Genomic DNA, 25109 nt, shown 5'->3' on the forward strand with positions numbered 1-25109 from the left:
ATTACCCACGCGACCCGCGAAGCGCGGCAAGAACTGCTTCGCGGGTCGTGGCGCGTGGGTATCTCGAAACCGTGTTCACCGCGTCAAACCACTGTTCGTCACCGACAATTCCGCGCGCGAATGCGATGAGCCGTTCATGCTGCAGCGAGGCAAAATCCTGCCGTCCCCGCATCACGACGGCGAGGGCCAACAGTTCGATACCGGGTCCGACGTTCCCGGTCGACAGATCGTAGGCACCGACGGCCGCCGCAACCGAACCCGTCAGTGGCAGATCGGTATATCCGTTGGGATGCAACTTGATCAGACTCGACTCGACCATCCGGTGTACGTGATCCGCAACCTTCGCCGACTGCCCGGCCAGTGCATGCGCGCATACCGCGGCGGCGCTGAGCAGGATGACAAACGGATCTCCGTACACATTGCCCATCGCGTCGCCGAGCAGATCCAGCGCCTCTCGGTATTGGCGTAGACCGAGTTCGACATGACCCTCTGCCAGATCTGCCTCGGCAAGATTGGCCGACATCGCCGACCGCCGCTGATGATTTTCGATCGCAGAGCTGGCGCCGACTTGCGCCAGCGCGGGCCGCAGTTGATCCAGCAACGCGCGCCCGCCCGTGGAATCGCCGTCGGCGATCAACGCGCTTGCCTGAAACCCGATGAGCTGCACCGCTTCTTCGTGAGCTCCCAGACTTTCGCTGGCCGCCGCTGCCAGCGCGTAGTACTCGGCAGCTTCGGCATATCTCGTCGATTGACTGTGGACCGAGCCGACGTGTTGAGCGGCCATCGCGACGCCCCACTCGTCTCCGATCTCTCGGGCGTACCGCAGAAGATCCTCGGCATCACTACGTGCACCCCGCACATCGCCGATGTTCTCGCGCAAGTTCGACCGCGCGAACAACGCCGCCGTCCGGGTCTCGGTGTCAGCGCTGCGGACTCCTTCCGCCAACAATCGCGCAACGCCGTACCCGGAGCGGGGACTATTCAGCAATCGGATGAAAAACACGAACATCGGCCGCAGATCGCCGCGCTCGCGCAGCATCTTTCGGAGGCGAACCCTTGCTCGAACGTGATCGCGACTGAGTTCGGCGAACAGTAGATGCATCGCCACCAACATGAACGTCGTGGCCGCCAAGTCGCCGTCGACGTCACGTAAATCGTGATCTCGAGTTGCTTCGATCACCTTCGGTGCCCAGTTCGCTACTTCCGTGTGTGCACCCCGAATCGACCAGAGCACTCCGAGAACCGGGAAGACACTCGCTGTGGTCACGCCGTCTTTGCCGTCGACTGCCCAACGCAGCACAGCAAGGAGATTGTCATGTTCGGCGTCGATCTCGCCCACAAGGCGCAGCTGATCGGAACGAGCCCGTCGGCGAGCGTCCCCGGCGATCGCAACGGCCCAGCCACTAAGTCTCCGAAGAACTTCCGTCCCCTCACCGAGATCGCCGAGTTTCTCCTCGCCGTATTCGCGAACCGTCTCGAGCATGTGGTAGCGCAACCCGTCCGGCCCGTCGACGACGGTAAGCAACGACTGGTTGACCAGAGCCTCGATCGCGTCGGCTATGTCGTCCACGCCGTCCCACTCGGCGACCGCTCGCGCCGAAGACAATGTGAAACCTGCCGGGAATCGGCACAATCGAGCCAGTGCCACTCGATACTCGGGGCCGAGCAGATTCCAACTCCAGTCGATCACCGCGTGCAGAGTGCGATGGCGATCCGGCGACGTGGGGTCACCGGATCGCAAGAGCGCGAATCGATCACTCAGGCGCGCCGAAATTTCCTCGACGCTCATCGTCCGCACGCGGGCCGCTGCGAGTTCGATGGCCAACGGCAAGCCGTCGAGCGTCGCGCACAGCTTTCCGACGGCCACCAAATCGAGATGTACGGATGGTCGCACGGCTCTGGCCCGAGCCGTGAACAATTCCACCGCAGACCCGGAATCACCGTGAATCTCCAACGGAGGCAACGGATAGACGACCTCTGCACTGAGCATGAGCGGTGATCGACTTGTCGTCAGAACGGTCACCTGCGCACTGGCTGCAATCATCTCGGCAACGATGTCCGAGCAGGCCCCGAGTACATGTTCACAGTTGTCGAGAATCAACGTCATCGGACCGGCCGAAAGAACCTCGACCAACCGCTCGCGGGCGGAGTGCGTTCGCCCGACTGTCAGGCGACCTGGTGCCAGATCGGCTTCACTGATTCCGAGGGTGCTACCGATCGCCGCGATCACGTCGTCGCTGCTTCGCAACGACGCCAGTTCGACCAGAACAACGGACGTGCGGGCCGAGGCCCGCGACCCCAATTCGTGTGCCAGACGGGTTTTTCCCGCGCCGCCGGGTCCGAGGATCGTGACGACGCGAGACCGTTCGAGGAGTGCCTCGATTCTCTCGATATCGTCTCGGCGGCCGAACATGGCGTTGGGTGCCGCGCGCAAACCGATCGCGCGGGAACTCCGGGCCGCCGCAGTCGACGCAGTCGGCGCAGCGAGCAAGTCCGCGTTCAGCGCCACCAGAGCCGGCGATGGATCAACACCCAACCGGTCAGCCAGGCGCTCGCGGTGCACCGCGAACATCTCGAGCGCCTCGTTGACACGATCCGAGCCTGCGAGCGATCGCATCAGGTTCCCGGCAGCGGTGTCGTCGAAAGGATTGTCGGCGTGAGCTTCTCGCGCAAGAGGAAGTGCCTCGGAGAAATCCCCGAGCTCGAGCAGCGAGCGCAGTCGCAGTGTGACAAGTTCGCGGCGCAGGCTCTTGGCACGCGAAGCCAACTGCTCACCCGCCGGCCCGACAACATCGTCGCCCGGGCTCCCCCGCCAGAGATTCAGAGCTGCAGTGACTCTCGTCAGCAACTCGCGCGGGTGTGCGTCAATACCGCGAAGCGCTCGGACCTCGTCTTCGGCTCGCGCGAGATCAACCTGATCCCGTGTCACCGTGAGCCGATAGCCCGCCGACGTCACCTCCAGGGCGCCTTCCGGGAGCGCGGATCGCAGCCTGGACACCTGCGTGTGTAGGGCATTGGTCGGTGAACGCGGCGGCTCCGACCCCCAGATGTCGGAGATCAGGCTCTGCGGCGAACATGGATGCCCCGGATCGAGCGCCAACGCGGTGAGCAGGGCGCGCGCTCGCGGCCCGGGCACTCCGACCCACCGATTCGCCGCCCCGATCGACACGGGGCCGAGCAGAGTTATGCCAGTCACGTCTCGAGTCTTGTCCTGATCCACCGCGTTCGATGGTATTGCACAGTGCAAAGATCGTTGTATGGCTACAGCTGCTCAATGGATCGAAGGCGCGAGACCGCGCACCCTCCCGAATGCGATTGCCCCGGTGCTGGTCGGCACCGGAGCAGCGGCGTCACTGGATCACGCGGTGTGGTGGAAGGCGCTCCTCGCCCTGATCGTTTCCCTGGCTTTGATCATCGGGGTGAACTTCGCGAACGATTACTCCGACGGAATTCGCGGGACGGACGACGATCGCGTCGGGCCGATTCGCCTGGTCGGATCGAAGCTGGTCAGCCCCGGCACCGTCAAGGCCGCAGCCATCGGTTGCTTCTCCGTCGCGGCTGTTGCCGGATTTGCCCTGGCCGCTACGACGGCGTGGTGGCTGGTCGCGGTTGGCGTGTTCTGCATCATCGGCGCCTGGTACTACACGGGCGGCAAGAAGCCGTACGGGTACAGCGGATTCGGCGAGATCGCCGTGTTTGTGTTCTTCGGCCTGGTCGCAGTTCTGGGAACTCAATTCGTGCAGGCGGAACGCATTGATCTTGCCGGACTTGCCGGCGCCGTTGCCATCGGTTCCTTCTCTAGCGCGGTTCTTGTGGCCAACAACTTGCGAGACATCCCGACGGACTCCGAATCCGGCAAGATCACACTCGCCGTCCGCCTCGGCGACGCGAAGACCCGCACGTTGCACGTCGTCCTGCTGGCTGTTCCGTTCATCGCAACACTGCTGCTTGTTCTACGAACACCGTGGGCGCTGCTCGGACTGCTCGCGTTGCCACTTGCAGTCCGAGCCAACGCACCACTGCGCTCGGGCGGTCAGGGCATGGCTCTCATTCCTGCCCTGCGCGACACCGGACTTGCAATGCTTGTCTGGGGTGCCACGACGGCAGTTGCGCTCAGCCTGGCCTGATCAGCGAAAGCTTGATCAGCGAAAGCTTGATCAGCGAAGGCCCTGATCAGCGATTCTCGGGCACAAACGCGCTGAGGACGAAGTTCACGACGGAGATGATCAGTGCGCCCCAGACAGCGGTCCAGAATCCGTCGACGGTCAGGCCGGCGTCCAGCGACGTCGAGATCCAGGCCGTCAACATCAGCATGAGCGCGTTGATGACAAGCGTGAACAACCCGAGCGTGAGAATCAACAGCGGGAGGGACAGTAGCTTCAGCAACGGCTTGATGAACGCGTTGACGACGGTGAAGATCAGCGCAATTATGGCGATGACCAGGATGTTTCCCCACGTATCGTCTTGATTGCTGTCGATGGTGATTCCGGTGACCCACATGGAGGCGAGCCAGATAGCTATTCCGTTGACTATGAGACGTGCCAGAAATGTCATGTCTGAATGCTGGCACATGATCCCGTCATGTCGTGGCGTCTAGGCCGCTGGGCGCATCGCCGATTCCAGCCGGCTACGGATCTCGGGGATGCTGACCTGCGCTTCGAGTGCCGTGCGCGTCGGACCATCGGCGACACGCAGGATGCCGAGGAGTATGTGCTCGGCGCCGATGTGGTTGCTCTTGTGCGCAACCGCTTCCCTCAGTGACAGTTCGAGAACCTTCTTCGCGTCCTTCTCGAATCTCGAGCGCGGGAAGGCGAATCTGCCACGACGCGAACCGATCCCGGCAGGCACGGCAGGCTCGTCGAGCGCTCCCTTCCCGAACGCTTGCTCGAGGCTCTCCCGAATGGCGGCCAGGTCGATGCCTATCGACGCCAGCACATCGGCGTCTTGATCAAGATCGTTCGTCGGAGTCTCGCTGTGCAGCGATTCGGCGGTGACACCGCACTCGCGAAGGGTCGCTGTGGCGATGCCACGGTCGGTGGCCAATAGTGCTTCCAACAATTCCTGGGGAGTCACCTGATCGGCACTGCCGACCGCGTCGACGACAACCGCGCGTGCGTCTGCGGTAAACCTCTCGAACATTTCCCTACCTGCCTTTCCCTCGTTGCGACTCTGCGCTTGCATGCTTCTTGTGGACGGCCTGACGGCTCACCTCGAGAGTCTCGGCAATCGCTTGCCAGGACCATCCCTGCTTGCGCGCGTTGGCAACCTGGATGGCTTCGAGTCGTTCGAGCAGGCGTCGCAGCGCCCGAACGGCCCGCAAGCCCTCGGCTGGATCGGGACTGCCCGCGGCGGTGGCGAGTGAGGTCGCTTCGGTCATGGTGTCAATATAGGTTGACAGCCGGCAGGCGTCAACCAGAGTTGACATATTGGGGTGAATGACGGGCAGTGATCAGTAACTCGCCACGGCGCCGTCCACGGCACGCTGCAGATCAGCTTGTACGACGCGAGCGATGTCCATCGGTTTTCCACCCAGGTCGACTACCGGAGTGCCGATGAAAACCCGGGCGCTCTTGACCTGACCCGCCTCCGGCCCGTAGCTGATTCCAACCGACAGGAGTGCAGGCGAGCATCCCAATTTCTCTGCGCGCGAAACGATGTGGCCGATTCCGCTGTTGACGTGCTGCAGCGTCCGGGGATCCTCGGTATTGCAGGTTCCCTCGGGGAAAATCGCCAGACAGTCCCCCTTGCTCAAGCGCTGCGCCGCAACGTCCATCATCACGCGGCCCGCGTCCGACACGGCCCGCAGTCCGTGATTCTTGCTGCGGAACACCGGAATGCTGCCCATCATGTCGACCTTCTTGCGCTGAGCTGGATCAACGAAGAGCTCATCCTTCGCCAGCACGCGAGTCCGCCCGATCACACGCCGCAGTGGGGTGCGCCACGCCGTCGCCGCAAGCGTGAATTGGTCACTCTCCGTAAGGTGATTGACCGCAACCACCAGTTGCGTCCCACGCCCGAGTAGAGCCGCCAACGCGGCTTCCGCGCCAGGTGCATAAGCAATTCGCGGACGATATTTCAGTGCCAGCGCGGCATAGGCAAGCTTGGCCACGAACCGATTCTGCTGGTGACCGCGGTAGTACTCGTACACAGCCTCGTAGTTGTCGAGCGAAACCTCGGGAGCGTCCATAGGCCAAACGATACACAACCTACGGTTGCGTAGGTTTGGGATTCCGGGCGACTCGGTTGGGCGAAATTCGACACTCGAGGTACAACGGATTCTGTGATTCGCTTGGCTGTCCCAGATGACCTACCTGCACTGCAACTGATCGAAACAGCCGCGGGTGAGCCCTTCCGAGACGTTGGAATGGACGCTATTGCCGACGATCCGCCCCCGACTCTCGACGAACTCACGAAGTACCTCGAAGCCGATCACATCTGGGTGATGACCGATGCCGCGAACACAATTCTCGGATACGCCCTTGTCGACATCATCGACGTCGGGGTTCATATCGAGCAGGTATCAGTGCACCCCCTGCACTCACGCAAAGGCTTCGGCGCGCAGTTGATCGACTCCATCGCCGACTGGGCTGGAGCACACCATCACCACGTGGTGACCCTGACTACGTTTGCCGACGTCCCCTGGAACGCGCCCTACTACGAGCGACTCGGATTCGAGCGCATACCCGAGAGCACGATGTCCCCGGATCTCATCCGGATCCGCACGCACGAGCAAGCGGCCGGACTCGATTCATGGCCCAGGATCACGATGAGCCGTCCAACGCTCAGGCGCCGGCCGTCCACGTCCCGGATCGGATGAACTCGTCCAGAACCGCTGTCGGCGTCTCGAGTGAAATACCTTCGGACGCAACCCAATCATCGTTGTAGTACGTCCCCGAATAGCGTTCTCCGCCGTCACAGAGCAAGGTGACGACGCTGCCGCTTCGTCCTGCCGCCATCATCTCCGCAATCAAGGCGAAGGAGCCCCACAGATTTGTTCCGGTGGAACCACCGACCTTGCGCCCCAACGCGTCACTGGCGTGACGTGCGGCAGCAATGGAGCCGGCGTCGGGCACCTTGATCATCCGATCGACGACCTGACCGACAAACGAAGGCTCGACGCGAGGTCGACCGATGCCTTCGATTCGCGAGCCGCGAGTACCGACTATGGACGGATCACCGGCCCGCCAGGCGTCGAAGAACACCGAGTGTTCGGGATCGACGACACACAGCCCGGTGTCGAATTTGCCGTAGCGCAGGAAGCGGCCGATGGTCGCGCCCGTTCCACCGGTGCCTGCGCCGACGACAACCCACTCCGGGACCGGGTTTTCCTCACGTTCGAGCTGAGTGAAGATCGACGCGGCGATGTTGTTGTTTCCACGCCAGTCCGTTGCGCGCTCGGCATGAGTGAACTGATCCATGTAGTGCCCACCCGACTCGCGCGCGAGCCGCTGGGATTCGGAGTAGATCGACGACGGGTCGGTGACGAAATGGCAACGTCCGCCGTGCGCTTCGATCAGGGCGATCTTCGCAGGACTGGTGTGAGCGGGCATCACAGCCACGAATTCGAGCCCCAGCAACTTCGCGAAGTACGCCTCACTGACGGCCGTCGATCCGGACGAAGCCTCGATAACGGGCGTGCGTTCGGTAACCCAACCGTTGCAGATGGAGTACAGGAACAACGAGCGCGCGAGACGGTGCTTGAGGCTGCCGGTGATGTGCGTCGACTCGTCTTTGAGATAGAGCTGGACGGGCCAGTCGTTCGGTAGCGGGTACCGCAGGAGGTGGGTGTCGGCGCTGCGCTGAGCGTCGGCTTCGATCAGTCGGACCGCGTTGTCGACCCAACTTCTCGCACTACGGCGCGAGACGTCGACCACCTCCGAGGTCACCGCTGGTCACCACGCAGTTTGGCGCGCAAATCGTCGCGATCTTCGCGACGCTGAGCGTCAACTGCGGCAATGCCGACATTGACGCGCTTACGCAACTTGGCAAACAGCAGAAGCGAGAGCGGAAGCGCGATCAACACGGCAAACAAGGCAGCTACGAGCAGGGGAACCTCTGCACCGACAGCCTTTCCACCGAACATGATGACGGCACCGATTACGACTACCAGCACGAGTCGGGCAACCGAGTACAGCACGACATCTCTCGCCAATTGCCCCTTCGTGACAACCCCACCAGAGGCAATTGCTTGCCCAGAGTTAACGGGCTCCGACTTGGCCAGGTCGGGCGTAGAAGGCTGGTTTTCCGGACGTTCAGGCAACTTACTCACACTGCAAGGTTACCTACTCCGGGCGACTAAAATAATCGGCCCGCTTTATCCGGTTTGTCCTTTACTTTTTCTTTATCTAAATATTAAGGATCGACTAACTGGGCAACTCTGTGCAAACATTGCGCTACCAATCCAAAAAAGGTCGAACGTGGACAGGGGCCGCCGAAACAAACTCGGCGTAGGTTTTGAGCTACTGTTTCGAAACACATGTTCGACGCCAAGACGGAGGAACATCAGATGAGCGCACCAACATACAACGTAGCCGCAGACGCACTCATGACACCCGGCCAGGTCGCGGCTCTGTTTCACGTAGATCCCAAGACCGTGACCCGCTGGGCGCACGCCGGCCGACTCGGATCACTTCGCACTCCGGGCGGACACCGTCGCTTCCGCGAGACCGAGGTCATGCAGCTTCTGCGCTCGCTGACCACCGAAGCCAACTGAATACCGGAGCTCGCGCTCTACCCAAATGCTCTACCCGAATACAGCACGGCGCACCAAGCCGCACCCACGTCCCAGGGATTCTGGTGATCCAGACCCGAGACTGAGTAGGCTCTTCCTTGTACTTGAAGGAGGTGCGCCGTGCTGTATCTGTTGGCGTTAGTAGGTTTGGTGACATTGGTCGTCCTGATGTGGAAAGCATTCGGACCGTCCCCCACTTCCCGAGCCTCGGGTGGCGGCGTGAAGGGACCTGACGACGATCCCGAGTTCCTGTGGAACGTAAATCAGCAAACTCGACGCAAGCAGCAGGGAGGCCAGGACGGCGCTCCGACTGATTCGTCGCAGTAGGTCCTATTCGTCACAGTAGGTCCTATTCGTCACAGTAGGTCCCATGCCAGGGCGATCGCCCCTACAGCAGTAGGGCGGTCGCCCTGTGCAGCTTGTAGGGTCACCGCCCTGTGCAAGTTTCAGCGCTGCAGCGGACGTCCGTAGTGCGAACGCGGGAAGTCGTCGGCAACCGCGGCAGCAAGCTCGAAGAGAGCGTCACGGGTCCCGGACCGAAGTCGATCGAGGTCAACCTCGGCGCCTTCTTCGAGGTGCGGATCGAACGGAATCAGCCGAACGGTGCGGCACCGCTGTTCGAAATGCTCGACTACCCGGGGTAGATCAACCTTTCCCGAACCAGGCCGTACCGCATTGATGACGGCGACGGCGTTGGAGACCAGCGCGCTGTGTCCATGTGCGTCGAGCCAGTCCAAGGTGGCTGAGGCACTACGAGCGCCGTCGACCGAACCGGAACTGACGACGATCAACGAATCTGCCTGTTCGAGAACCGCTGTCATTGCCGAGTGCATCAATCCGGTTCCGCAATCGGTGAGAACAATGCTGTAGAACTTTTCGAGCATGGTGACGGTGCGGGTGTAGTCCTCCCCGCTGAATGCTTCGGAAACCGCCGGATCACTGTCGGAGGCAAGCACTTCCAGACGGTGCCGACTCTGTGACGTGTAACCACGAACGTCGCTGTACTTCTCGATGGTCGCTTCGTCACGCAGAAGGTTACGGACGGTGGCCGGGGTTTCGAGAGGAACTTTCTGACTGAGCGTTCCACGATCCGGATTCGCGTCGATTGCGATGACGCGATCACCGCGCACGGATGCAAACGTCGAGCCGAGAGTCGCTGTTGTCGTTGTCTTCCCAACTCCGCCTTTGAGGCTGAGTACCGCAACTTTGTAGCAGCCCTGCATGGGCTGATTGATCTTGTGAGTCAACTCGAGCATCTGCTGATCTTTGGCGCCGTTACCGAGGTTGAGACTCCGTCCCGACAACGTGTACACCGCCTTGCGCCACCCGCCGACCGGAGCGGGCTTCACAGGCTTGAGCAACAGCGCGTTGGAGAGATCTTGCGCCGACATCGGCAGCGATGATTCCGGCCGACCGGGCGCGGGCTGCGTTCCCACGATCGACGCCGGCCCCGCAGCAGGCGGACGCGGGACGTGCATCTGCGGGTTGGGCATCTGAGGGTTGGGCACGGGTGGCGAAACAGGAACCCGAGCAGCAGGCGGCATCTGCCCCAAAGGTGCGGGCGCAGCCGGAAACTGCGGTCGGGGCGCCGGAGCTTGTTGCGCCGCAACAGGATTCACCGCACCCGGATTGCCTGCACCATTCGTCCGGCCGACCCCAGGCGACGGTTCATAGGTTTGCGGCGGCAGTGAGGCCGCGAATGGCCCGGACGCAAAGTGTCCATTTGCCGGCCCGGGAGGCCCACCGGGGTACTGAATAGCAGGCACACGCCCCGCGTTGGGGGCAGGCGTCGAATTTGGGACAGGCATCGAGTTCGGGGCCGGCATCGGATTCGACGCTGCAGCCGGGGCAGTAGTAGCGGGCGGGGGCGTCGGCGGCGCCGGGTACATCGGTACGGAGTCATGGCCGTTGGGGCCCGGCGCTGTGTTGTCCGTCGGCGCGACGAACAAGCTTCGCATTCCCGGATCAACATCCTTCGGCGATGCAGGAGTCGGTGCATGAACAGGCTTCGGTGCGGCCTGCTGATGCGGAGCAGGCGCCGGACGCACCGGTTCCCAGATCCCCGCTCCCGCGTCGTCCTTCTTGTCAGCCATGTCCGCCCCTGTCGAAATCTGTTCCGTGTCGATCACCCAGCCCGATACAGACACGACCATACAGCTATCGCGTAGCTAGTTTCGTGGCTGGTACCCGGCTACCGTGTACCCTGCCGCAGCTGCACTGGCGGGCACAAAACCCGACCGGTCGGCGACAACCCACCGTACCGGATCGACTCAGGTCAGCCCCGCGTAGGAATGCAAGCCGGACACGACCATGTTGATGATGAACAGATTGAAGAGCATTGCCACAAAACCTGCGATGTTGATCCAGGCGGCTTTCGTCTCACGCCAACCGGATGTTGCGCGCGCGTGCAGGTACGCGGCGTAAATCACCCAGGCGATGAACGACACCGTTTCCTTTGGATCCCAGCCCCAGAACCGGCCCCAGGCCGCTTCCGCCCAAATAGCGCCCAGGATGACTCCGGCACCGAACAGCGGGAAGGCGATGATGGTGCTCTTGTACGCCAGGCGGTCGAGTGTCTGTGCGTCGGGAAGCCGCTCGGCGATCCGGCCACCGATGCCAGAACCTTCTTCACCGGGCGGGAACTTGAGGCGCAGCAGGAACAGGATGCTGGCGATGCCACCGATCATGAAGATGCCGGATCCGACGCTCACGATGGTCACGTGAATCGGCAGCCAGTATGACCGCAGGGCGGGAACCACGGGAGCGGCGTCGGCGTAGAGGATTGTTCCGGCAAGGAACATCAGAATCAGCACCGGTACGAGCAGGAAGACCCACATCGATCGGTACGTTGCCTTGGCCAGCAGAACGTGACCGACCAACAACGCGGCAGCACACGCCATGGCAACAAACTCGTACATGTTGCCGAGCGGGAATCGCGAGGTGGCAAATCCGCGGAGCACGATCGACGCGATGATCAGAACGGTGCCGACAACCAGGACTGCGCGGCCCATCCCGCCGAAGCGCTCGGAGAGCGGCTTGACCGGCTGCTCGGTCACGCGACCCGGAGTGAGGGCGTCCCCACCACCTGCGGCAACCAGTTCCTTCTCCTGAACGGATTTGGCGCGAGCCGACGCGTACTCGACGATCAGCAGCACAAACGCCAGAACCAGCACCGTAAAGGCTGATTTGAAGGCCCAGTCGCTGTACTGAGCGAGAGTCTCGTTGGTTGTCATCGGGCATTCTCCTGCACGTGCGGTGTGGTCACCGAGTTAGTCGAGTGGCTGTCTAGTAGTCGATCTGCGAGACGATCGAACTCGTCGCCCCAGCCGGCGTGGTCGGTACGGGCAAGTCCGCCGAGCTCTACTACCGTACGTCGTTCGTCGTCGAGATAGATACGGGCCCAGATTCTGCGACGCTTGATCAGCAGCGAAACCAGTAGCCCCGCCATCATCGTCAGTGCCGAGACCAGGACCCACTGCTGAGCCGGGTCGTGCGAAACCTGCAGGTTGACGAAGTCGACGGCGCCGTCGAATCGTACCTGCGTGCCGTCCGCCAATGTTGCGCTCTCGCCGGGCATCAGGTTGACACGTTCCTGCTTGACCAGTCGGCCCTGATTGATGAGTTCGGTGTTGAGCTCGAACAGCGACTGCGGATTACCGGTGTCCAGTCCGGTGTCACCCTTGTAGATGTCGATGGCAACGGCCGGATCGTTCATCGCCGGGAAGCTCGACGACAGCAGATTTCCGTGGAACAGTGCCGTCGGCGCGAACAGTCCTTCGATGGCGATCTGATTCTTGCGTCGCTCGTCGGCATCCGGGTACATGCCGCCTGGCGGGTCGAAGCGCATCGCACCACTGCTCAGGAAGGTGACGGCATCGTCGGGTCGCCACTGCAGAGTCTCGGTGCGGGTCTCCCCGTTGGGGAAAGTGACCGTGAAGGTCGGTGCGTAACCGTGGCCCTGCAGGTACACGCGATCACCGGCAATGCGCAGTGGGTGGTTCACCGCGATGGTCGTGTCGCGCCAAGTGTCGGAGTCGATGTCATCGCCCGACTGGTACGCGATGTCCGAGGTGAACATCTCGGCCTGTCCGGTTTCGAGGTAGTCGGCCTCGAAGTTCTTGACCCGTAAACACAGCGGCGTCATCCCGGTGCCGTCGAGCTCGAGTCCGGCGATGAAGGAGTCGAAGGCGGCAGGCGACGTCGTGCAGAATCCCGGTCCGTCGTTGGCGATCACGATGCGGTTGCCCTCGTAGCCGAACAGCTTTCCGGCGGCGATGGCAATCAGGAGCCCGACGAGCGAGAGGTGGAATACGAGGTTACCGAATTCACGGAGGTACCCCTTCTCCGCCGAGATCGTGATTTCACCGTCGCGCTTCGACCGCGCGTCGTCGGTGCGGGTCTCGACGCGCCATCCTTTGAGTTCCTTGGACAGACGCACCGCCAACTGTTCGGGCGTCTCGCCAGGGACGACGGCCGACGTGTGGTGCGGCAAGCGGGAGAGGTTGCGCGGCGCCGCCACCGGGCGGGTACGCAGAGCCTTTGCGTGTTCGACGCAGCGCGGCAGGATGCAGCCGACGAGTGAGATGAACAGCAGGGCGTAGATCGCGGTGAACCAGAAACTGCTGAACACGTCGAACAGTTCGAGCTTGTCCATCCACGGACCCAAGGTGGGCCGCGCGGCGATGTATTCGGCCACCTTGCCCTCGTTGAGGGAACGCTGTGGCAACAGCGCGCCTGGAATAGCGGCGATTGCGAGGAGGAACAGCAGCACGAGCGCCGTCTTCATCGAGGTGAGACCGCGCCACGTGTTGCGTCCGAGCGCGATGACTCGGCCGATCGTCGACTGCCGAGGCAATGCCGAAGTCGAGTTGTCGTGATTGTCGTCAGCTGTCATATCGGCAGCGTCACCTCCGAGATAAATGCGTCACGAACCCAGCCGACGAACTGGTCCCACGCGCCCGTGACGAGGGCAATACCCACCGCCACCAACATGATTCCGCCGAAAATCTGAATTGTTCGCGCGTTGCGGCGCAGCCAACCGACACCGTTCAAGGCGCGAGCCGACCCGAGAGCCAGAATGATGAACGGCAAGCCGAGCCCGATGCAGTACGCCACGATCAACGTGACACCGCGAGCCGCGGTCATACCTTCGGTTCCGGCGGCCACGGACATCACACCGGCAAGCGTCGGGCCAAGGCAGGGCGTCCAGCCGAGCGCAAAAACACCCCCGAGTAGCGGAGCGCCCACCAGGGAGGACACTCGACGCGGCTCGAAGCGGACGTCTTTCTGCAGCGCGGGCACCAGGCCGATGAACACGAGACCCATCGCGATAGTCACTACGCCGCCGACGCGCATCAGCACGTCGCGGTTGATCAGCAGGGTGGAGATGACCCCGAACACGGAAGCCGTCGCCAACACGAAGACGACGGTGAAGCCGGCCACGAAAAGTCCGGCGGCGCCTGCCACTCGCAGACGGCTACTGCGGGCAATCGTTCGCGTCCTGGCTTCGTCTGCCGTGATTGCCGGAGCGTCCGCACCGACCACCCCGGCCAGGTAGGACAGGTAACCGGGAACGAGCGGCACTACGCACGGTGAGGCAAACGAGACCAGACCGGCGAGCAGGCACGCGCCCAGTGCAAGAAATAGCGGCCCGGACGAGGCGGCATTTTGAAATGCTTCACCGACGCCGGCGCCGAGTGTTTCAGTACTTGCGAGTGTCATTGCTGCGCAGGCTCTTCCGCTGCCACTCGTTCCACCACGGGCAGAAGATCCTCGGCAAGCAATTCCTGCAGGAACACAGCGGCAACGCGGTGCTGGCGGTCGAGGACGATGGTGGTCGGGATGACCGATGTCGGGTATCCCTTGCCGAGCGCGATCAGCGATCGCATCGACGGGTCGTAGATCGACGGGTACGAGACCTTGTTGTCGACGACAAAGTCCTGTGCCTTGTTCTTGGTGTCGTCGCGAACGTTGATGCCGAGGAACTGCACTCCGGAATCACGCGTCTGCTCGTAGACCTGCTCCAAGTCGTCGGCTTCGGCGCGGCACGGGCCACACCACTGGCCCCAGACATTGAGGACGACAACTTTGTCCTCGAAATCGCTGAGGGCGACAGTTGCGTCTTCAGTCATCAGATCCGGCCCGGTGAGCTTTCCGATGGTGCCGCGATCGGACGGCGGATCGTAGAAGATCTTCGTCTGGCCACCCGGCGAGACGAAGTCGAACGTGCCGCCCGTTGCGACAGCGTCGTCGCCGGTCGCGCAGGACGAGAGAACGAGCATCGCTGCAGCAGCCGTGGCGACTGCTACTGCGACCTTGCGGAAAATCATGCTCCAGTCACTCTCGGATCGGATGCGCCTGCCGGCTCGGAGTAGATGATGTCGACGAGAGTGTCGCCTTCGTAGACGAGCGATGTGAGCGACGCCAGGCCGCACTGGCGGTGACGCGGGTCGTGCCACAGGCGTTCGCCCTGCAGGAACCGTCGCAAAGTCCACACCGGCAACTGATGGCTGACGATGACAGCTTCGTGTCCGACGGCAGCAACGCGAGCGGCATTCACGGCTGCGAGCATGCGATGCGCAATCTGCAGGTAGGGCTCGCCCCATGACGGAGTGAACGGATCGCGCAACTTCCACCAGTGCCGCGGGCGCGAGAGTGCGCCGTCACCGACGGCAACCTTGAGGCCTTCGAACTCGTTGCCGGCTTCGATGACGTTGTCGTCGGTCGTGATGTCGACGCCGTGAGCCTCGGCGATCGGAGTCGCGGTTTCCTGTGCCCGCTGCAACGGCGACGCGACAACATGGGTGATGTCGTGATCGGCAAGAACAGCCGCGACCGCCCGTGCCTGCGCCTCACCCGCCACCGACAACCGGAATCCCGGTAGCCGTCCGTACAGGATCCCGCGCGGGTTGTGCACTTCACCATGGCGAAGCACATGCACGATCGTGCGGGTGGACGTGTGGTCTGGATGGTCGACGTCGGTCACAGTCGAGAGTCCTAGCTGAAGTAGGTACGGGCTGAAGGAATAGCGGGATCGTGCATGTCTCAGGGCTTGACGGCTGCCGCGGCAGCCTTTGCTGCGTGCGGCAGAGCGTCGGCGATGATCGAGAATGCCCGATCGTCGAGCGCGGCCGAGACGAACCACGCTTCGAACGCACTCGGCGGTGCGTACACACCGCGAGCGAGCAGTTCGTGGAAGAACGCGGGGAACCGCCACGTCTGCGCGGCCTTCGCCTCGTCGTAGTTCGTGACGGTGTTTTCGGAGAAGAACACGCTGACCAGCGTGCCCGCGTACTGCACCTGGTGGACGACGCCTTCTGCGGTGAGCGCATCGGACATGAGCGTGCCGAGGGTGGTGGCGTTCTTTCCGAGCTTGGCGTACACCTCGGCGTCGGCAGCGCGAAGGTTGGCGAGACCGGCAGCGACGGCAACCGGGTTACCGGAGAGGGTGCCTGCCTGGTAGACCGGGCCGTCCGGTGCGAGATGGCCCATGATGTCGGCGCGACCGCCGAATGCCGCGGCCGGAAGACCGCCGCTCATGACCTTGCCGAAGGTGTAGAGGTCGCCGGCGACGTTGTCGATGCCGTACCAACCGGACGCGCTGACGCGGAATCCCGTCATCACCTCGTCCATGATCAGCAGAGCGCCGTGCTCGCGGGTGAGCGCGCGCAGTCCCTCGTTGAAACCGGGCAGCGGCGCGACGGCCCCCATGTTTCCGGCAGCGGCCTCAGTGATGACACACGCGACGGCGTCCGGGTTGGCTGCGAACGCCGCGGCTACGGCGTCGAGATCGTTGTAGCGGACCACGATGGTGTCTTCGGCCTGTGCGCCGGTCACACCGGGTGATGTGGGCAGTCCGAAGGTGGCAAGACCCGATCCGGCGTCGGCAAGCAATGCGTCGACGTGACCGTGATAGCAGCCGGAGAACTTGATGATCTTGGTGCGACCGGTGAATCCGCGAGCCAGGCGCACGGCGCTCATGGTGGCCTCGGTGCCGGAGTTGACGAGGCGAACCTTCTCGACGGGGGCGACCCTGGCAACGATTTCTTCGGCCAGCGCGATTTCACCTTCGGTGGGAGCACCGAAGGACAGTCCGCCGAGGGCTGCCTCGCGGACGGCTTCCACGACTGCGGGATGGGCGTGTCCGAGGATCATCGGCCCCCACGACGACACGAGATCGACGTACTTGTTGTCGTCGACGTCGGTCAGCGTGTAGCCGGACGCCTCACGGATGAATCGGGGTGTTCCACCCACCGAACCGAACGCTCGGACCGGCGAATTGACGCCGCCTGGAATAACCTTGCCGGCACGCTCGAAGAGCCGAGCCGAGTTCGTTGCATGCACGTCGAAATCACCGGAAGACACAGTCACGACCTCCAGTGTCCCAGTTCTGTCGAATCTGACAACGACAGGGTGTAGGAGTTACGGCGCCGAAGTGCGTTTTCCGGCCCCAACAGGCCAATTATGGGACTATTTGGGCTATGAGGCGACTGCTGACCACGCTGTTGATTCCAGTTGCGATTCTTGTCACATCCTGCAGCTCCGACGGGGAAACCGAGGCCCCGAGCGCTACGACGGTGACTTCCGCTGCCAATTCGTCCGTCAGTTCGGTCCCCGCCGTGCCCCGGACCGAGCCTGCCTTTCTCGGTGGTTGCTCGGCTGTATCGGTCTACGTCACGCAGCAGACGCAGAGCGGCGGAGCCCCGGCGGACGCTGCGGCGGACTTCCTGAAAATCGTGGAGAACGACCCGTCGTATCAAGCGATGCCGGAAGCCGACAAACAACTGTTCCGAGAAGGAATCGAAGCCGGCGCCGCTGGAAACTGCTGAGGAAACTGCTGACAGGTCGCACCCTCGCGCTAGGGTCGATCCCATGGCCACCACAGCGGACCACCTCAGGAATACTCTCGACGGACGCTGGCGGGAGGTGCGGGAGCGAGTTCGCGGCGAACTGTCCGACGAGCGTTTTGCTCCGCATTTCACTCCGAATCTCGCCATCGCCCGCTCCAAGACCCTCGAACAGATGCGAGTTCTTGCCGATCTCGGTTATGCCGCAAACGGTTTCGCGGTAGCGCACGGCGGAACCGGAGATGCGGGCGGCGCCGTCACCAGTATCGAAATGCTCGCAATGTCCGACTTGTCTCTCATGGTCAAGGCCGGCGTCCAGTGGGGACTGTTCGGCGGAGCCATCGAGAACCTCGGCACCGAACGACACCACCAGGCTTACGTCAAACCCCTCATCGACCTGGAACTTCTCGGGTGTTTTGCCATGACCGAAACCGGTCATGGCAGCGATGTCCAGGAACTCGAGACCACCGCGACCTACGACGCGGCCACCGGCGAATTCGTCATCGACTCCCCCACTCCGTCCTCACGTAAGGACTACATCGGCGGGGCCGCTGAACATGCCACCGTCGCAGCAGTGTTCGCGCAACTCATCACCGGAGGCGAAAGCCAGGGCGTGCACTGCTTCGTCGTTCCGATCCGCGATGCCGCCGGAAACGACCTTCCTGGCGTCACGACGTCGGATTGCGGCTTCAAGGGCGGACTGCCCGGAGTCGACAACGGGCGCATCATGTTCGATCACGTGCGTATCCCTCGCGACAACCTGCTCAATCGATACGCCGACGTTGCCGAGGACGGCACGTACAGTTCCGCAATCGACAACCCGAACCGCCGCTTCTTCACGATGGTGGGCACGTTGGTTCGCGGACGCGTCACCGTGGGCGGTTCCGCAGCAGCGGCAGCACGTGTCGGCTTGGCCATCGCGGGTCGGTACGCCCTGCAGCGCAGGCAATTCAGCGCCCCCAAGAGTGACAATGAAGTCCTGATCATGGACTACCTCGTCCATCAGAAGCGCCTGCTGCCGCTGATCGCCCGCTCGTACGCATTGCAGTTCGCACAGAACGAACTGGTGGCCGCGATGCATGACATCCAGAGCAGCGAGAACCCTGACCCTCAGGAGCAGCGTGAACTCGAGGGTCGCGCCGCCGGACTCAAGGCCGCCAACACGTGGCATGCCACTCGCGCTATTCAGGAGGCACGCGAAGCCTGCGGCGGCGCAGGCTATCTCGCGGAGAACCGTCTCACCGCATTGAAAGCCGACACCGACGTCTTCACGACTTTCGAGGGCGACAACCATGTGCTGACACAGTTGGTCGCCAAGGAACTGCTCACGTCCTACGCCGACGAAGTTCGCGGCATGAGCCCGGTCGACTGGATGCGTTTCGCCGCTACGACGGTCTCCGATGTGGTCAAGAAACGTACTGCGGCCCAACAGATCCTGCAGACGATTGTCGACACTCGGCAGGACAACGAGGAGGACGGCAGCCTCTTCAATCGCGGCACTCAGATGAAGATGTTCGAGGACCGCGAAGAGTACCTGCTTTCCACCGCCGCACGGAGATTGCAGGCCGCACAGAAGAGGGAGGAGAATCCGTTCGACGCCTTCAACTTCGTGCAGGACCACGTGCTGAAAGCCGCGCAGGCGCACATCGAGCGCGTCATCCTGGAAGCCTTTGTTGCCGGCATCGATTCATGTGAGGACGAGACAGCAAAGGATCTTCTCGGCGAGGTGTGCGACCTTTACGCGCTCTCCGTCATCGAAGCAGACAAAGCCTGGTTCATGGAGCACCGGCATCTGTCGGTCGAGCGCTCGAAGGCCGTCACGCGCGGCATCAACGAACGCTGCCGCACCCTGCGCCCGCATGTCGCAACCTTGATCGACGGGTTCGGAATCCCGGAATCTCTGCTGGGTTCGGCGATGCTCGACGGAGACGGCACGGACGCAGTACGACTGAAGTAGAAATCTGGTGGGGCCGGGAGCACCCGGCCCCACCAATTTTATTGCGCTGCCGCCTTCTTCGACTGACGGGCAGCGACCAGGCCGGTCAACCCGAGAGCCGCAACCAACCAGACACCCAGAACGATCAGGTGCTGGCCGGCGCCGTTGCCGTCGAAGTAGATGACGGACCGAATGGGCTCCATAGCCGCCGATCCGAGCCAGAACGAATGAATGTGCTGCCAGAACCCCGGCAGGAACGACACCGGAATAGCGCCGCCCGAACTCGGGAAGTTGATGAAGACCAGTACCGTCAACACCGCAAAGATCGCGGCTTGACCCAGCAGTTTGTTGAGCAGAATGCACACTGCACCCACGGTGAAGGTGTAGACCATCGAAATCCCCAGCAATTGCAGGATCTCACCGAACGACGCGCCAAATGCATGCATGAAGATGCTGGTGATTCCGAAGGCGATGAGCGGGGTGAGGATTGCCGCGCCGGCGAGAATCGAATATTGCTCTCTCAGTCGCATTCTCGGCGCGACCTGACTGAGCACAGTCATGGTCAGGTAACCACCGAGGGTGCAGACGATCAGGAAGTAGAACAGTCCGACGGTCGAGGAATCACGCGCGGTGACCGGAGCCGAGTCCACCGACGTCACCTGCTGCCCCGTCTGATCCGCGATGGAATGGGCCAGCCCCGTCACTACCGACACCGTGGAGGCACCGGCACCGGTTGCAATGTGCGCGGTCACGGTGTCACCGATTTCGATGGCGCCGATGGCGTCACGGTTGCCGATCCGAGCGATCGCATCGGCTGCGTTATCCGTGGCAACGATGTCGAATTTGCCGCCGGACGTTTTTTCGATTCCGTCGATCAAGGGCGCGGTCACCGACGCTGGTCCCACCACCACGATCGGCGCGTTGTTCGGCGTCGGTGAGTGGAAGGCGCTGACGTAGCACAGGCAGAACATGATGACGAAGAAAAGCGGAAACGCGAGTCCGCCGCCCACCATCTTCCAGTTTGTGGGTGGCTCAATCGCCTTCGCCGCTTCGCTCGGGACCCTGACGTCGGTATCTGTCATATTTCACACTCTTTTCGCTAACCGCATCTAGCTGTCAACACCGTTGACAGACTCAACAGTCAACACCGTTGACACGATAGAGTCAACAGCGTTGACAACGGGGTCGGCGGGAGAGCGAGCACAGAGGTCGATAGCGTGACACCTAGTGGACAGACGCCAGAGGCGGATCATCCCTCGACGCCCGAGGCGATTCGCGCCGCAGCATTCCAACTGTTCGGCGAGCACGGGTTCGGCGGCACATCCGTTCGGGCAATCGCGAAGGTTGCCGGTATCGATCCGGCTCTGGTCATCCGGCATTTCGGATCCAAGGAAGCACTGTTCCTCGAAACCACACCGGTCGAGGATTACTTCGAGGGCCAGTTCGACGGTCCGCTCGACACACTCGGCGAGCAAATCGCATCGTTTCTCCTCGGCAAGGCAGACGCCCGAATGCTGTCGGTGTTCACGGCGCTGACACGCGCATCCGACAGTCCCCGCATCCGCGGACGATTGAGGGAAATGACAAGCACATTTGCCACCAACCTCGCCGCCCGTTTACCGGGCGACGACACCTACACCCGGGCACTGCTTGTCTCCGCCCAGGTGTCGGGGTTGCTGAGCGCGCTCAGCACCGAGAGCATCGCGCCGACCGCAGATCGGGACAAGGTGGCAAAACTCTACGGCCGGGCGATGCAGACCCTGATAGATCAGTACTGAGCAGATCAGTACTGGGAAATAACCTCGTCGGCAAATTTTCGAATCGAGTCGAGTCTTCCCTGACGATCTCCGGGGTCTACGCCGTAGCGATACCACGGCGACACTCTGATTTCCGTGACGCCCAACTCCTCGAGTTCGCGGTATCCATCGATGTCGCGTACGTCGGTGGGCGAGACGTTGATCTCGAAGGGGACGTCGGCACGGCCGAACTCGGCCCGCAACTGCGTCAGACGGTCGATGGCCGAAGCCAATTCGTCTTTAGTGGTGTTCACCGACATCCACCCGTCAGCCAGCCTCGCGGCGCGGCGCAATCCCGGTTCACTGTGGCCGCCGATGTAGATCGGTACGGGGATCTCCGGAGCCGGACTGATCATCAGAGCATCGAAATCGTAGTGTTTGCCGTGGTATTCAACCCATTCCGGACCACGACCGGCACATACGGCCTTGATGATCTCGATCGCTTCGTCGGTCCGCGCGCCACGGGTACGCATCTCCGTACCGGTGAAGGTGAACTCCTCGGGAATCCACGACAACCCGACGCCGATCGCGATGCGGTTTCCCGACATCACCGCCATGGTCGAAACCTGCTTGGCCGTCAACAACGGATCACGAAGCGGAAGCTTGAATACATTGGTGTAAAACTGAATTCGAGACGTCACCGCAGCCATTGCCGTCATCGCTATGAAAGGATCGGGCATCGGCGTCTCGGGGGCCCACATCCGCTTGCCGTCAACGGTGTACGGATACGGCGCCGACACCTGCTCCGGATAGAACACGGAATCCGGCATTGCGATACCGTCGAAGCCCGCCTCTTCCGTAACCTGAGCCAACTCGCACAGTTCCAGAGCGTCGATCATCGCGCCCGCCAACGACCACTTCATCGTTCCACCATTTTCATCGCTACTCGACTGACATGTCAGACCCGACCGTAATGCCTTGCAGCAGGCAATCACTCGACTGATCCTGATGACCGGGACGGCCATCCGGATCGTCTCGCACAGTCAACTCACTTCGGTGAAATCCAGGCTTCGTCGAAGAACATGATGTCCGTGATGTTGCGTGTGACGCCGTGGATGTTGTCGTCCCACGCCGTCAATACCGCTGCCGGGCCCCAGATTACGTAGGGCACAGCCGCGTTGGCGTACTCCTGCACCTTGCTGATGGCGTCGCGGACAGCATCGTCGGTGGGCGCAGTCTGCACAGCTGTGATCAGCGTGTCCATTTCCGGATCTGCAAAACCGGAAGGATTGTTCTTCGAATCACTGGCCATACTGTTGTACAAATTGATGTACGGCGCTTCCTCCCCGACCGGAGCGCCGCCCCTGGTCATGTCAAAATCGTGGTCTTTGTACACCCGGCGAACAAGATCCGTGACGTCGGTTGCATAGTCGATGGTGACGTCGAAACCGATGGCGTTCAGCGACGCCTGCACCGTCAATGCCGTGGCCTGTTGGCCAGGCTCCGAGGTCGTGAGGTAGCGGAGCTTGCCGTCGTATCCGTCCGCCTTCGCCTGATCGAGCAGGGTCTTTGCCTTCGACGAATCGAACGGTATGCCTTCGGTGTTGTTGAACCACCGCGACGACACCGGTACCAGTTCGGAACTGGCAGTGCCTAATCCGTTGTTCGCACGTGTATTGACGGCTTCCGGGTCCACCCCGTACGCGATTGCCTGGCGGACGCGGACGTCGGCTCCTGGCCTGCCGTCGCGGTTGTTGATCGTGCCGATCCCGTTCTGACCGGTGGGACTGAGATAGCCGGAGTATCCGTCGTCGAGAGCGCGTTTGATCACGGCCTCGTCGCGAAGGATGTACGTCATGTCGATCTGACCGCTCTTCAGCGATTCGTACTGAGCCTGGGCACCAGAGGTGGGAACAAAACGCACCGTGTCCAGCGGAGGTTTACCTCCCTGATAGTCCGGGCGCGCGGCGAGTATCAACTCTTCGTGCGGCGCGAACTTGGCCAAGGTGAACGGCCCGGCCCCGATCGGAGTGAACGCTCCCCCTGCGTCGGAACTTCGCGCAACGATCATTCCGGGGCCGAGCGACAACAGTGCCGGAAATTGACGCCACGGCCGTTTGAGCACAAATTCGATCGTGGTCTCGTTCGGCGTATCGACCCGCTCCACAATGTTCAGCCAAGACTGCGATACATCCCCCTTGCCCGCCACAAATCGATCGATGCTCCACTTCACCGCTTCCGCGTTGAGCGGGCTTCCGTCACTGAAGGTCAAGCCCTCGGGCAGGGTGACCGTGTACGCGGTGAAGTCGGCATTATTCGTCAGCGACTTCGCCAGCTGTGGCACGAAGCTCCCGCTTGCGGAGTCGCTGCGCACAAGCGTGTCGTAGATTGCGGCCATTTCGGTCCCGCCGGTCGAGCCGGCAGCCTGAGTTTTGGTGGGATCCAGCGAGGAAGGGAACGAATAGGACCCGAAGGTGAGAGCACCCCCATCTATCGGCTCCCCGGCGTCCTGAGCGCCGACGTACCCAGCTGCACCACTGCGCGTCTGGGGATTCGCATCCGAGGAGTCGCCGCTACTCGACGCGCAGCCGGTCAACAGAAGTGCACCGGCAATACCGAGCGCAACCAGGCGGGTAGTGGACCGAATTACTGTGGTGTGCATACGATTCCCCTGCTGAAGATGAATCAGTGACGTTGTCCCGCGCAGCGAACGTCGTACTACGCGGCCGAAATGACCGCGTAGTACGACTGTTCACACAGGACCGAGTGAGTCTGCCTGCTTTAGAGCTTGATTACCTTCGACGTCGGAATCGGGTGGGAGTCCGCCTTGATCCAGCGCATCGCCCAGGTCCCCTCCGCGTGCGAATCGGTGTTGATCCAGTTGCCGTAACCCGGATCCTTTGCCGCCACTACGATTGTCAGGGTTCCGTCGTCGTTGAGCTTTGCGGTGTGGTTGTTGATGTAGATGTTCGTCCGGTTGTAGTCGAGCGACTCCACCCAGAAGTTCTGCAGCACGAAGTTGAAGTACTCGCAGTTCGGAACTTCGGTCTCGATGACCCACGCCTCGTCCTCGGCGAGCTTCCAGTACCCGTGCAAGTAGAAGATCGTCGGATCGCCGCCGGCGTTCTGGAAGTAGTCCTGTCCCCAGTCGAAGATCTCGTTGGTGTGCGGTTGGAATTTGCGCGACCATTCGAGGAAGGTCTCCGCCATCCCCTTCACGATCCCGACCGACTTGCCCAGGCGCACGCCCAACTCTTCCGGACTCAGCGGCTCGAAGTCGCCGTCCGGGTTCAAGCACTCGATGCTCAGCTCACCGGGTACCTCGTTGCGTCGATCCCGATACGTCTGTCGAACGGAGATGAGATTGCTGTCGGCCGCCAGCGGCAGCCAGGCACCTTCCGCCGGCTTGTCCACGCTCGCGATGAACTCGAAACGGCCATTCTCGTCAACCTCGAGGTCGTGGATGTGCAGGTCGCCGGTCTGCAGCATCGTGCCGTCGATGTGGTACCGGTTGATGCGTGAACCGAACGTGATCAGCGGAACCGTGCCCCGACTGCCGATGATCCGGTAGCTGTACTTACCGGAAATGTTGGCGCGCATGTAAACGTTGTCCGGGTTGTCGGCACCGATCTTCGTCATCATGTTCGGGTTCGGTGCGGACGTGAACTGCGGCCACCGCGGATCGGTGTACTCGACACAGTTGATTGTACCGTAGCGGAGCAACCGACTCAGGTAGCGGACGCCCTCGGCCTGCGTCAGCGGATCCTGAGGAACGATCTCGTCTTCGAGGACCTTCCCGACCTCGAGCAGATCTGCGCAGAACTTTTCCCAAGTAGCGTTCATATGAGTCTCCTTGTTCT

Annotated in this window: 25 protein-coding genes; 7 read left to right on the forward strand and 18 right to left on the reverse strand. The window is 62.1% G+C overall.

Annotated features, from left to right (window positions below):
- Window position 1 precedes the first annotated feature (1 nt).
- On the reverse strand, window positions 2-3196 hold the full coding sequence (locus FEZ60_RS13730) for a BTAD domain-containing putative transcriptional regulator (protein WP_346343359.1): 3195 nt from the start codon (window positions 3194-3196) through the stop codon (window positions 2-4).
- 61 nt (window positions 3197-3257) lie between these two features.
- Here FEZ60_RS13730 and FEZ60_RS13735 point away from each other — a divergent pair, with 61 nt between their 5' ends.
- On the forward strand, window positions 3258-4127 hold the full coding sequence (locus FEZ60_RS13735; RefSeq protein WP_095886720.1) for a 1,4-dihydroxy-2-naphthoate polyprenyltransferase: 870 nt from the start codon (window positions 3258-3260) through the stop codon (window positions 4125-4127).
- Window positions 4128-4173: 46 nt separating this feature from the next.
- Here the strand turns inward: FEZ60_RS13735 and FEZ60_RS13740 are convergent, their stop codons facing one another.
- From FEZ60_RS13740 to FEZ60_RS13755, 4 genes are all read right to left on the reverse strand, one after another.
- Window positions 4174-4554 (reverse strand): phage holin family protein, encoded by a 381-nt coding sequence (locus tag FEZ60_RS13740; RefSeq protein WP_033235458.1) that lies wholly within the window; start codon window positions 4552-4554, stop codon window positions 4174-4176.
- 39 nt (window positions 4555-4593) lie between these two features.
- A complete protein-coding gene (locus tag FEZ60_RS13745) occupies window positions 4594-5139 on the reverse strand; it encodes a Clp protease N-terminal domain-containing protein (protein ID WP_095886721.1) in 546 nt (181 codons plus the stop codon).
- Window positions 5140-5143: 4 nt separating this feature from the next.
- Complete coding sequence (locus FEZ60_RS13750; protein WP_033235460.1) at window positions 5144-5377, reverse strand: HTH domain-containing protein; 234 nt, start codon at window positions 5375-5377, stop codon at window positions 5144-5146.
- Window positions 5378-5449: 72 nt separating this feature from the next.
- Window positions 5450-6187 carry a 1-acyl-sn-glycerol-3-phosphate acyltransferase gene (locus FEZ60_RS13755; protein ID WP_095886722.1) on the reverse strand — a complete coding sequence of 246 codons (738 nt, stop codon included), beginning with the start codon at window positions 6185-6187 and terminating at the stop codon, window positions 5450-5452.
- A gap of 93 nt (window positions 6188-6280) precedes the next feature.
- On the opposite strand from FEZ60_RS13755, the gene FEZ60_RS13760 reads away from it, so the two are divergent.
- Window positions 6281-6817, forward strand: a complete 537-nt coding sequence (locus tag FEZ60_RS13760; protein WP_172936301.1) for a GNAT family N-acetyltransferase — start codon at window positions 6281-6283, stop codon at window positions 6815-6817.
- Here the strand turns inward: FEZ60_RS13760 and FEZ60_RS13765 are convergent.
- The gene (locus tag FEZ60_RS13765) at window positions 6783-7886 is read right to left on the reverse strand and encodes a pyridoxal-phosphate dependent enzyme (protein WP_172936302.1); all 1104 of its coding nucleotides are present in this window, start codon (window positions 7884-7886) and stop codon (window positions 6783-6785) included. The two genes, FEZ60_RS13760 and FEZ60_RS13765, sit on opposite strands and share 35 nt — an antisense overlap.
- The gene (locus FEZ60_RS13770; protein WP_230590287.1) at window positions 7883-8221 is read right to left on the reverse strand and encodes a DUF4229 domain-containing protein; all 339 of its coding nucleotides are present in this window, start codon (window positions 8219-8221) and stop codon (window positions 7883-7885) included. The genes FEZ60_RS13765 and FEZ60_RS13770 overlap by 4 nt, the downstream gene beginning before the upstream one ends.
- A 285-nt stretch (window positions 8222-8506) precedes the next feature.
- Here FEZ60_RS13770 and FEZ60_RS13775 point away from each other — a divergent pair, with 285 nt between their 5' ends.
- Together FEZ60_RS13775 and FEZ60_RS13780 are read left to right on the forward strand one after the other, a co-directional pair.
- Window positions 8507-8713, forward strand: a complete 207-nt coding sequence (locus FEZ60_RS13775) for a BldC family transcriptional regulator (protein WP_033235774.1) — start codon at window positions 8507-8509, stop codon at window positions 8711-8713.
- Between the two features lie 138 nt (window positions 8714-8851).
- A complete protein-coding gene (locus FEZ60_RS13780) occupies window positions 8852-9058 on the forward strand; it encodes a hypothetical protein (RefSeq protein ID WP_033235464.1) in 207 nt (68 codons plus the stop codon).
- Window positions 9059-9177: 119 nt separating this feature from the next.
- On the opposite strand, the gene FEZ60_RS13785 is transcribed toward FEZ60_RS13780, so the two are convergent.
- From FEZ60_RS13785 to hemL, 7 genes are all read right to left on the reverse strand, one after another.
- Window positions 9178-10824 carry a MinD/ParA family protein gene (locus tag FEZ60_RS13785; protein ID WP_172936303.1) on the reverse strand — a complete coding sequence of 549 codons (1647 nt, stop codon included), beginning with the start codon at window positions 10822-10824 and terminating at the stop codon, window positions 9178-9180.
- Between the two features lie 177 nt (window positions 10825-11001).
- Window positions 11002-11964, reverse strand: coding sequence for a c-type cytochrome biogenesis protein CcsB (ccsB, locus tag FEZ60_RS13790; RefSeq protein WP_045063821.1), 963 nt, complete (start codon window positions 11962-11964; stop codon window positions 11002-11004).
- Window positions 11961-13625 carry a cytochrome c biogenesis protein ResB gene (locus FEZ60_RS13795; RefSeq protein ID WP_172936304.1) on the reverse strand — a complete coding sequence of 555 codons (1665 nt, stop codon included), beginning with the start codon at window positions 13623-13625 and terminating at the stop codon, window positions 11961-11963. The genes ccsB and FEZ60_RS13795 overlap by 4 nt, the downstream gene beginning before the upstream one ends.
- A complete protein-coding gene (locus FEZ60_RS13800) occupies window positions 13622-14452 on the reverse strand; it encodes a cytochrome c biogenesis CcdA family protein (protein WP_033235467.1) in 831 nt (276 codons plus the stop codon). The genes FEZ60_RS13795 and FEZ60_RS13800 overlap by 4 nt, the downstream gene beginning before the upstream one ends.
- The gene (locus FEZ60_RS13805; protein WP_033235468.1) at window positions 14449-15060 is read right to left on the reverse strand and encodes a TlpA disulfide reductase family protein; all 612 of its coding nucleotides are present in this window, start codon (window positions 15058-15060) and stop codon (window positions 14449-14451) included. Before FEZ60_RS13805 ends, FEZ60_RS13800 begins: the two co-directional genes overlap by 4 nt.
- Window positions 15057-15716, reverse strand: coding sequence for a histidine phosphatase family protein (locus FEZ60_RS13810; RefSeq protein ID WP_033235469.1), 660 nt, complete (start codon window positions 15714-15716; stop codon window positions 15057-15059). Before FEZ60_RS13810 ends, FEZ60_RS13805 begins: the two co-directional genes overlap by 4 nt.
- Window positions 15717-15775: 59 nt before the next feature.
- Entirely contained in the window at window positions 15776-17101 is a 1326-nt protein-coding gene (gene hemL / locus FEZ60_RS13815) for a glutamate-1-semialdehyde 2,1-aminomutase (RefSeq protein ID WP_051730613.1), read from the reverse strand.
- Window positions 17102-17211: 110 nt separating this feature from the next.
- Here hemL and FEZ60_RS13820 point away from each other — a divergent pair, with 110 nt between their 5' ends.
- Window positions 17212-17559 (forward strand): hypothetical protein, encoded by a 348-nt coding sequence (locus tag FEZ60_RS13820; protein WP_033235471.1) that lies wholly within the window; start codon window positions 17212-17214, stop codon window positions 17557-17559.
- Between the two features lie 43 nt (window positions 17560-17602).
- The gene (locus FEZ60_RS13825) at window positions 17603-19534 is read left to right on the forward strand and encodes an acyl-CoA dehydrogenase (protein WP_033235472.1); all 1932 of its coding nucleotides are present in this window, start codon (window positions 17603-17605) and stop codon (window positions 19532-19534) included.
- Window positions 19535-19572: 38 nt separating this feature from the next.
- Here FEZ60_RS13825 and FEZ60_RS13830 read toward each other — a convergent pair whose 3' ends face one another.
- Window positions 19573-20595, reverse strand: coding sequence for an ABC transporter permease (locus FEZ60_RS13830; protein ID WP_172936305.1), 1023 nt, complete (start codon window positions 20593-20595; stop codon window positions 19573-19575).
- A 135-nt stretch (window positions 20596-20730) separates the two neighbouring features.
- On the opposite strand from FEZ60_RS13830, the gene FEZ60_RS13835 reads away from it, so the two are divergent.
- Complete coding sequence (locus tag FEZ60_RS13835; protein ID WP_172936306.1) at window positions 20731-21291, forward strand: TetR family transcriptional regulator; 561 nt, start codon at window positions 20731-20733, stop codon at window positions 21289-21291.
- A gap of 5 nt (window positions 21292-21296) precedes the next feature.
- On the opposite strand, the gene FEZ60_RS13840 is transcribed toward FEZ60_RS13835, so the two are convergent.
- The 3 genes from FEZ60_RS13840 to FEZ60_RS13850 all read right to left on the reverse strand — a co-directional run bounded on the left by FEZ60_RS13840 (window position 21297) and on the right by FEZ60_RS13850 (window position 25092).
- A complete protein-coding gene (locus FEZ60_RS13840; RefSeq protein WP_172936307.1) occupies window positions 21297-22172 on the reverse strand; it encodes a TIGR03619 family F420-dependent LLM class oxidoreductase in 876 nt (291 codons plus the stop codon).
- A gap of 125 nt (window positions 22173-22297) precedes the next feature.
- Window positions 22298-23911, reverse strand: coding sequence for an ABC transporter substrate-binding protein (locus tag FEZ60_RS13845; RefSeq protein ID WP_172936308.1), 1614 nt, complete (start codon window positions 23909-23911; stop codon window positions 22298-22300).
- A gap of 119 nt (window positions 23912-24030) precedes the next feature.
- A complete protein-coding gene (locus FEZ60_RS13850) occupies window positions 24031-25092 on the reverse strand; it encodes a DUF1214 domain-containing protein (RefSeq protein WP_045063830.1) in 1062 nt (353 codons plus the stop codon).
- Between the last annotated feature and the right edge of the window lie 17 nt (window positions 25093-25109).

It is taken from the genome of Rhodococcus sp. MS16, from assembly GCF_013277795.1.
Taxonomy (GTDB): domain Bacteria; phylum Actinomycetota; class Actinomycetes; order Mycobacteriales; family Mycobacteriaceae; genus Rhodococcus_F; species Rhodococcus_F globerula.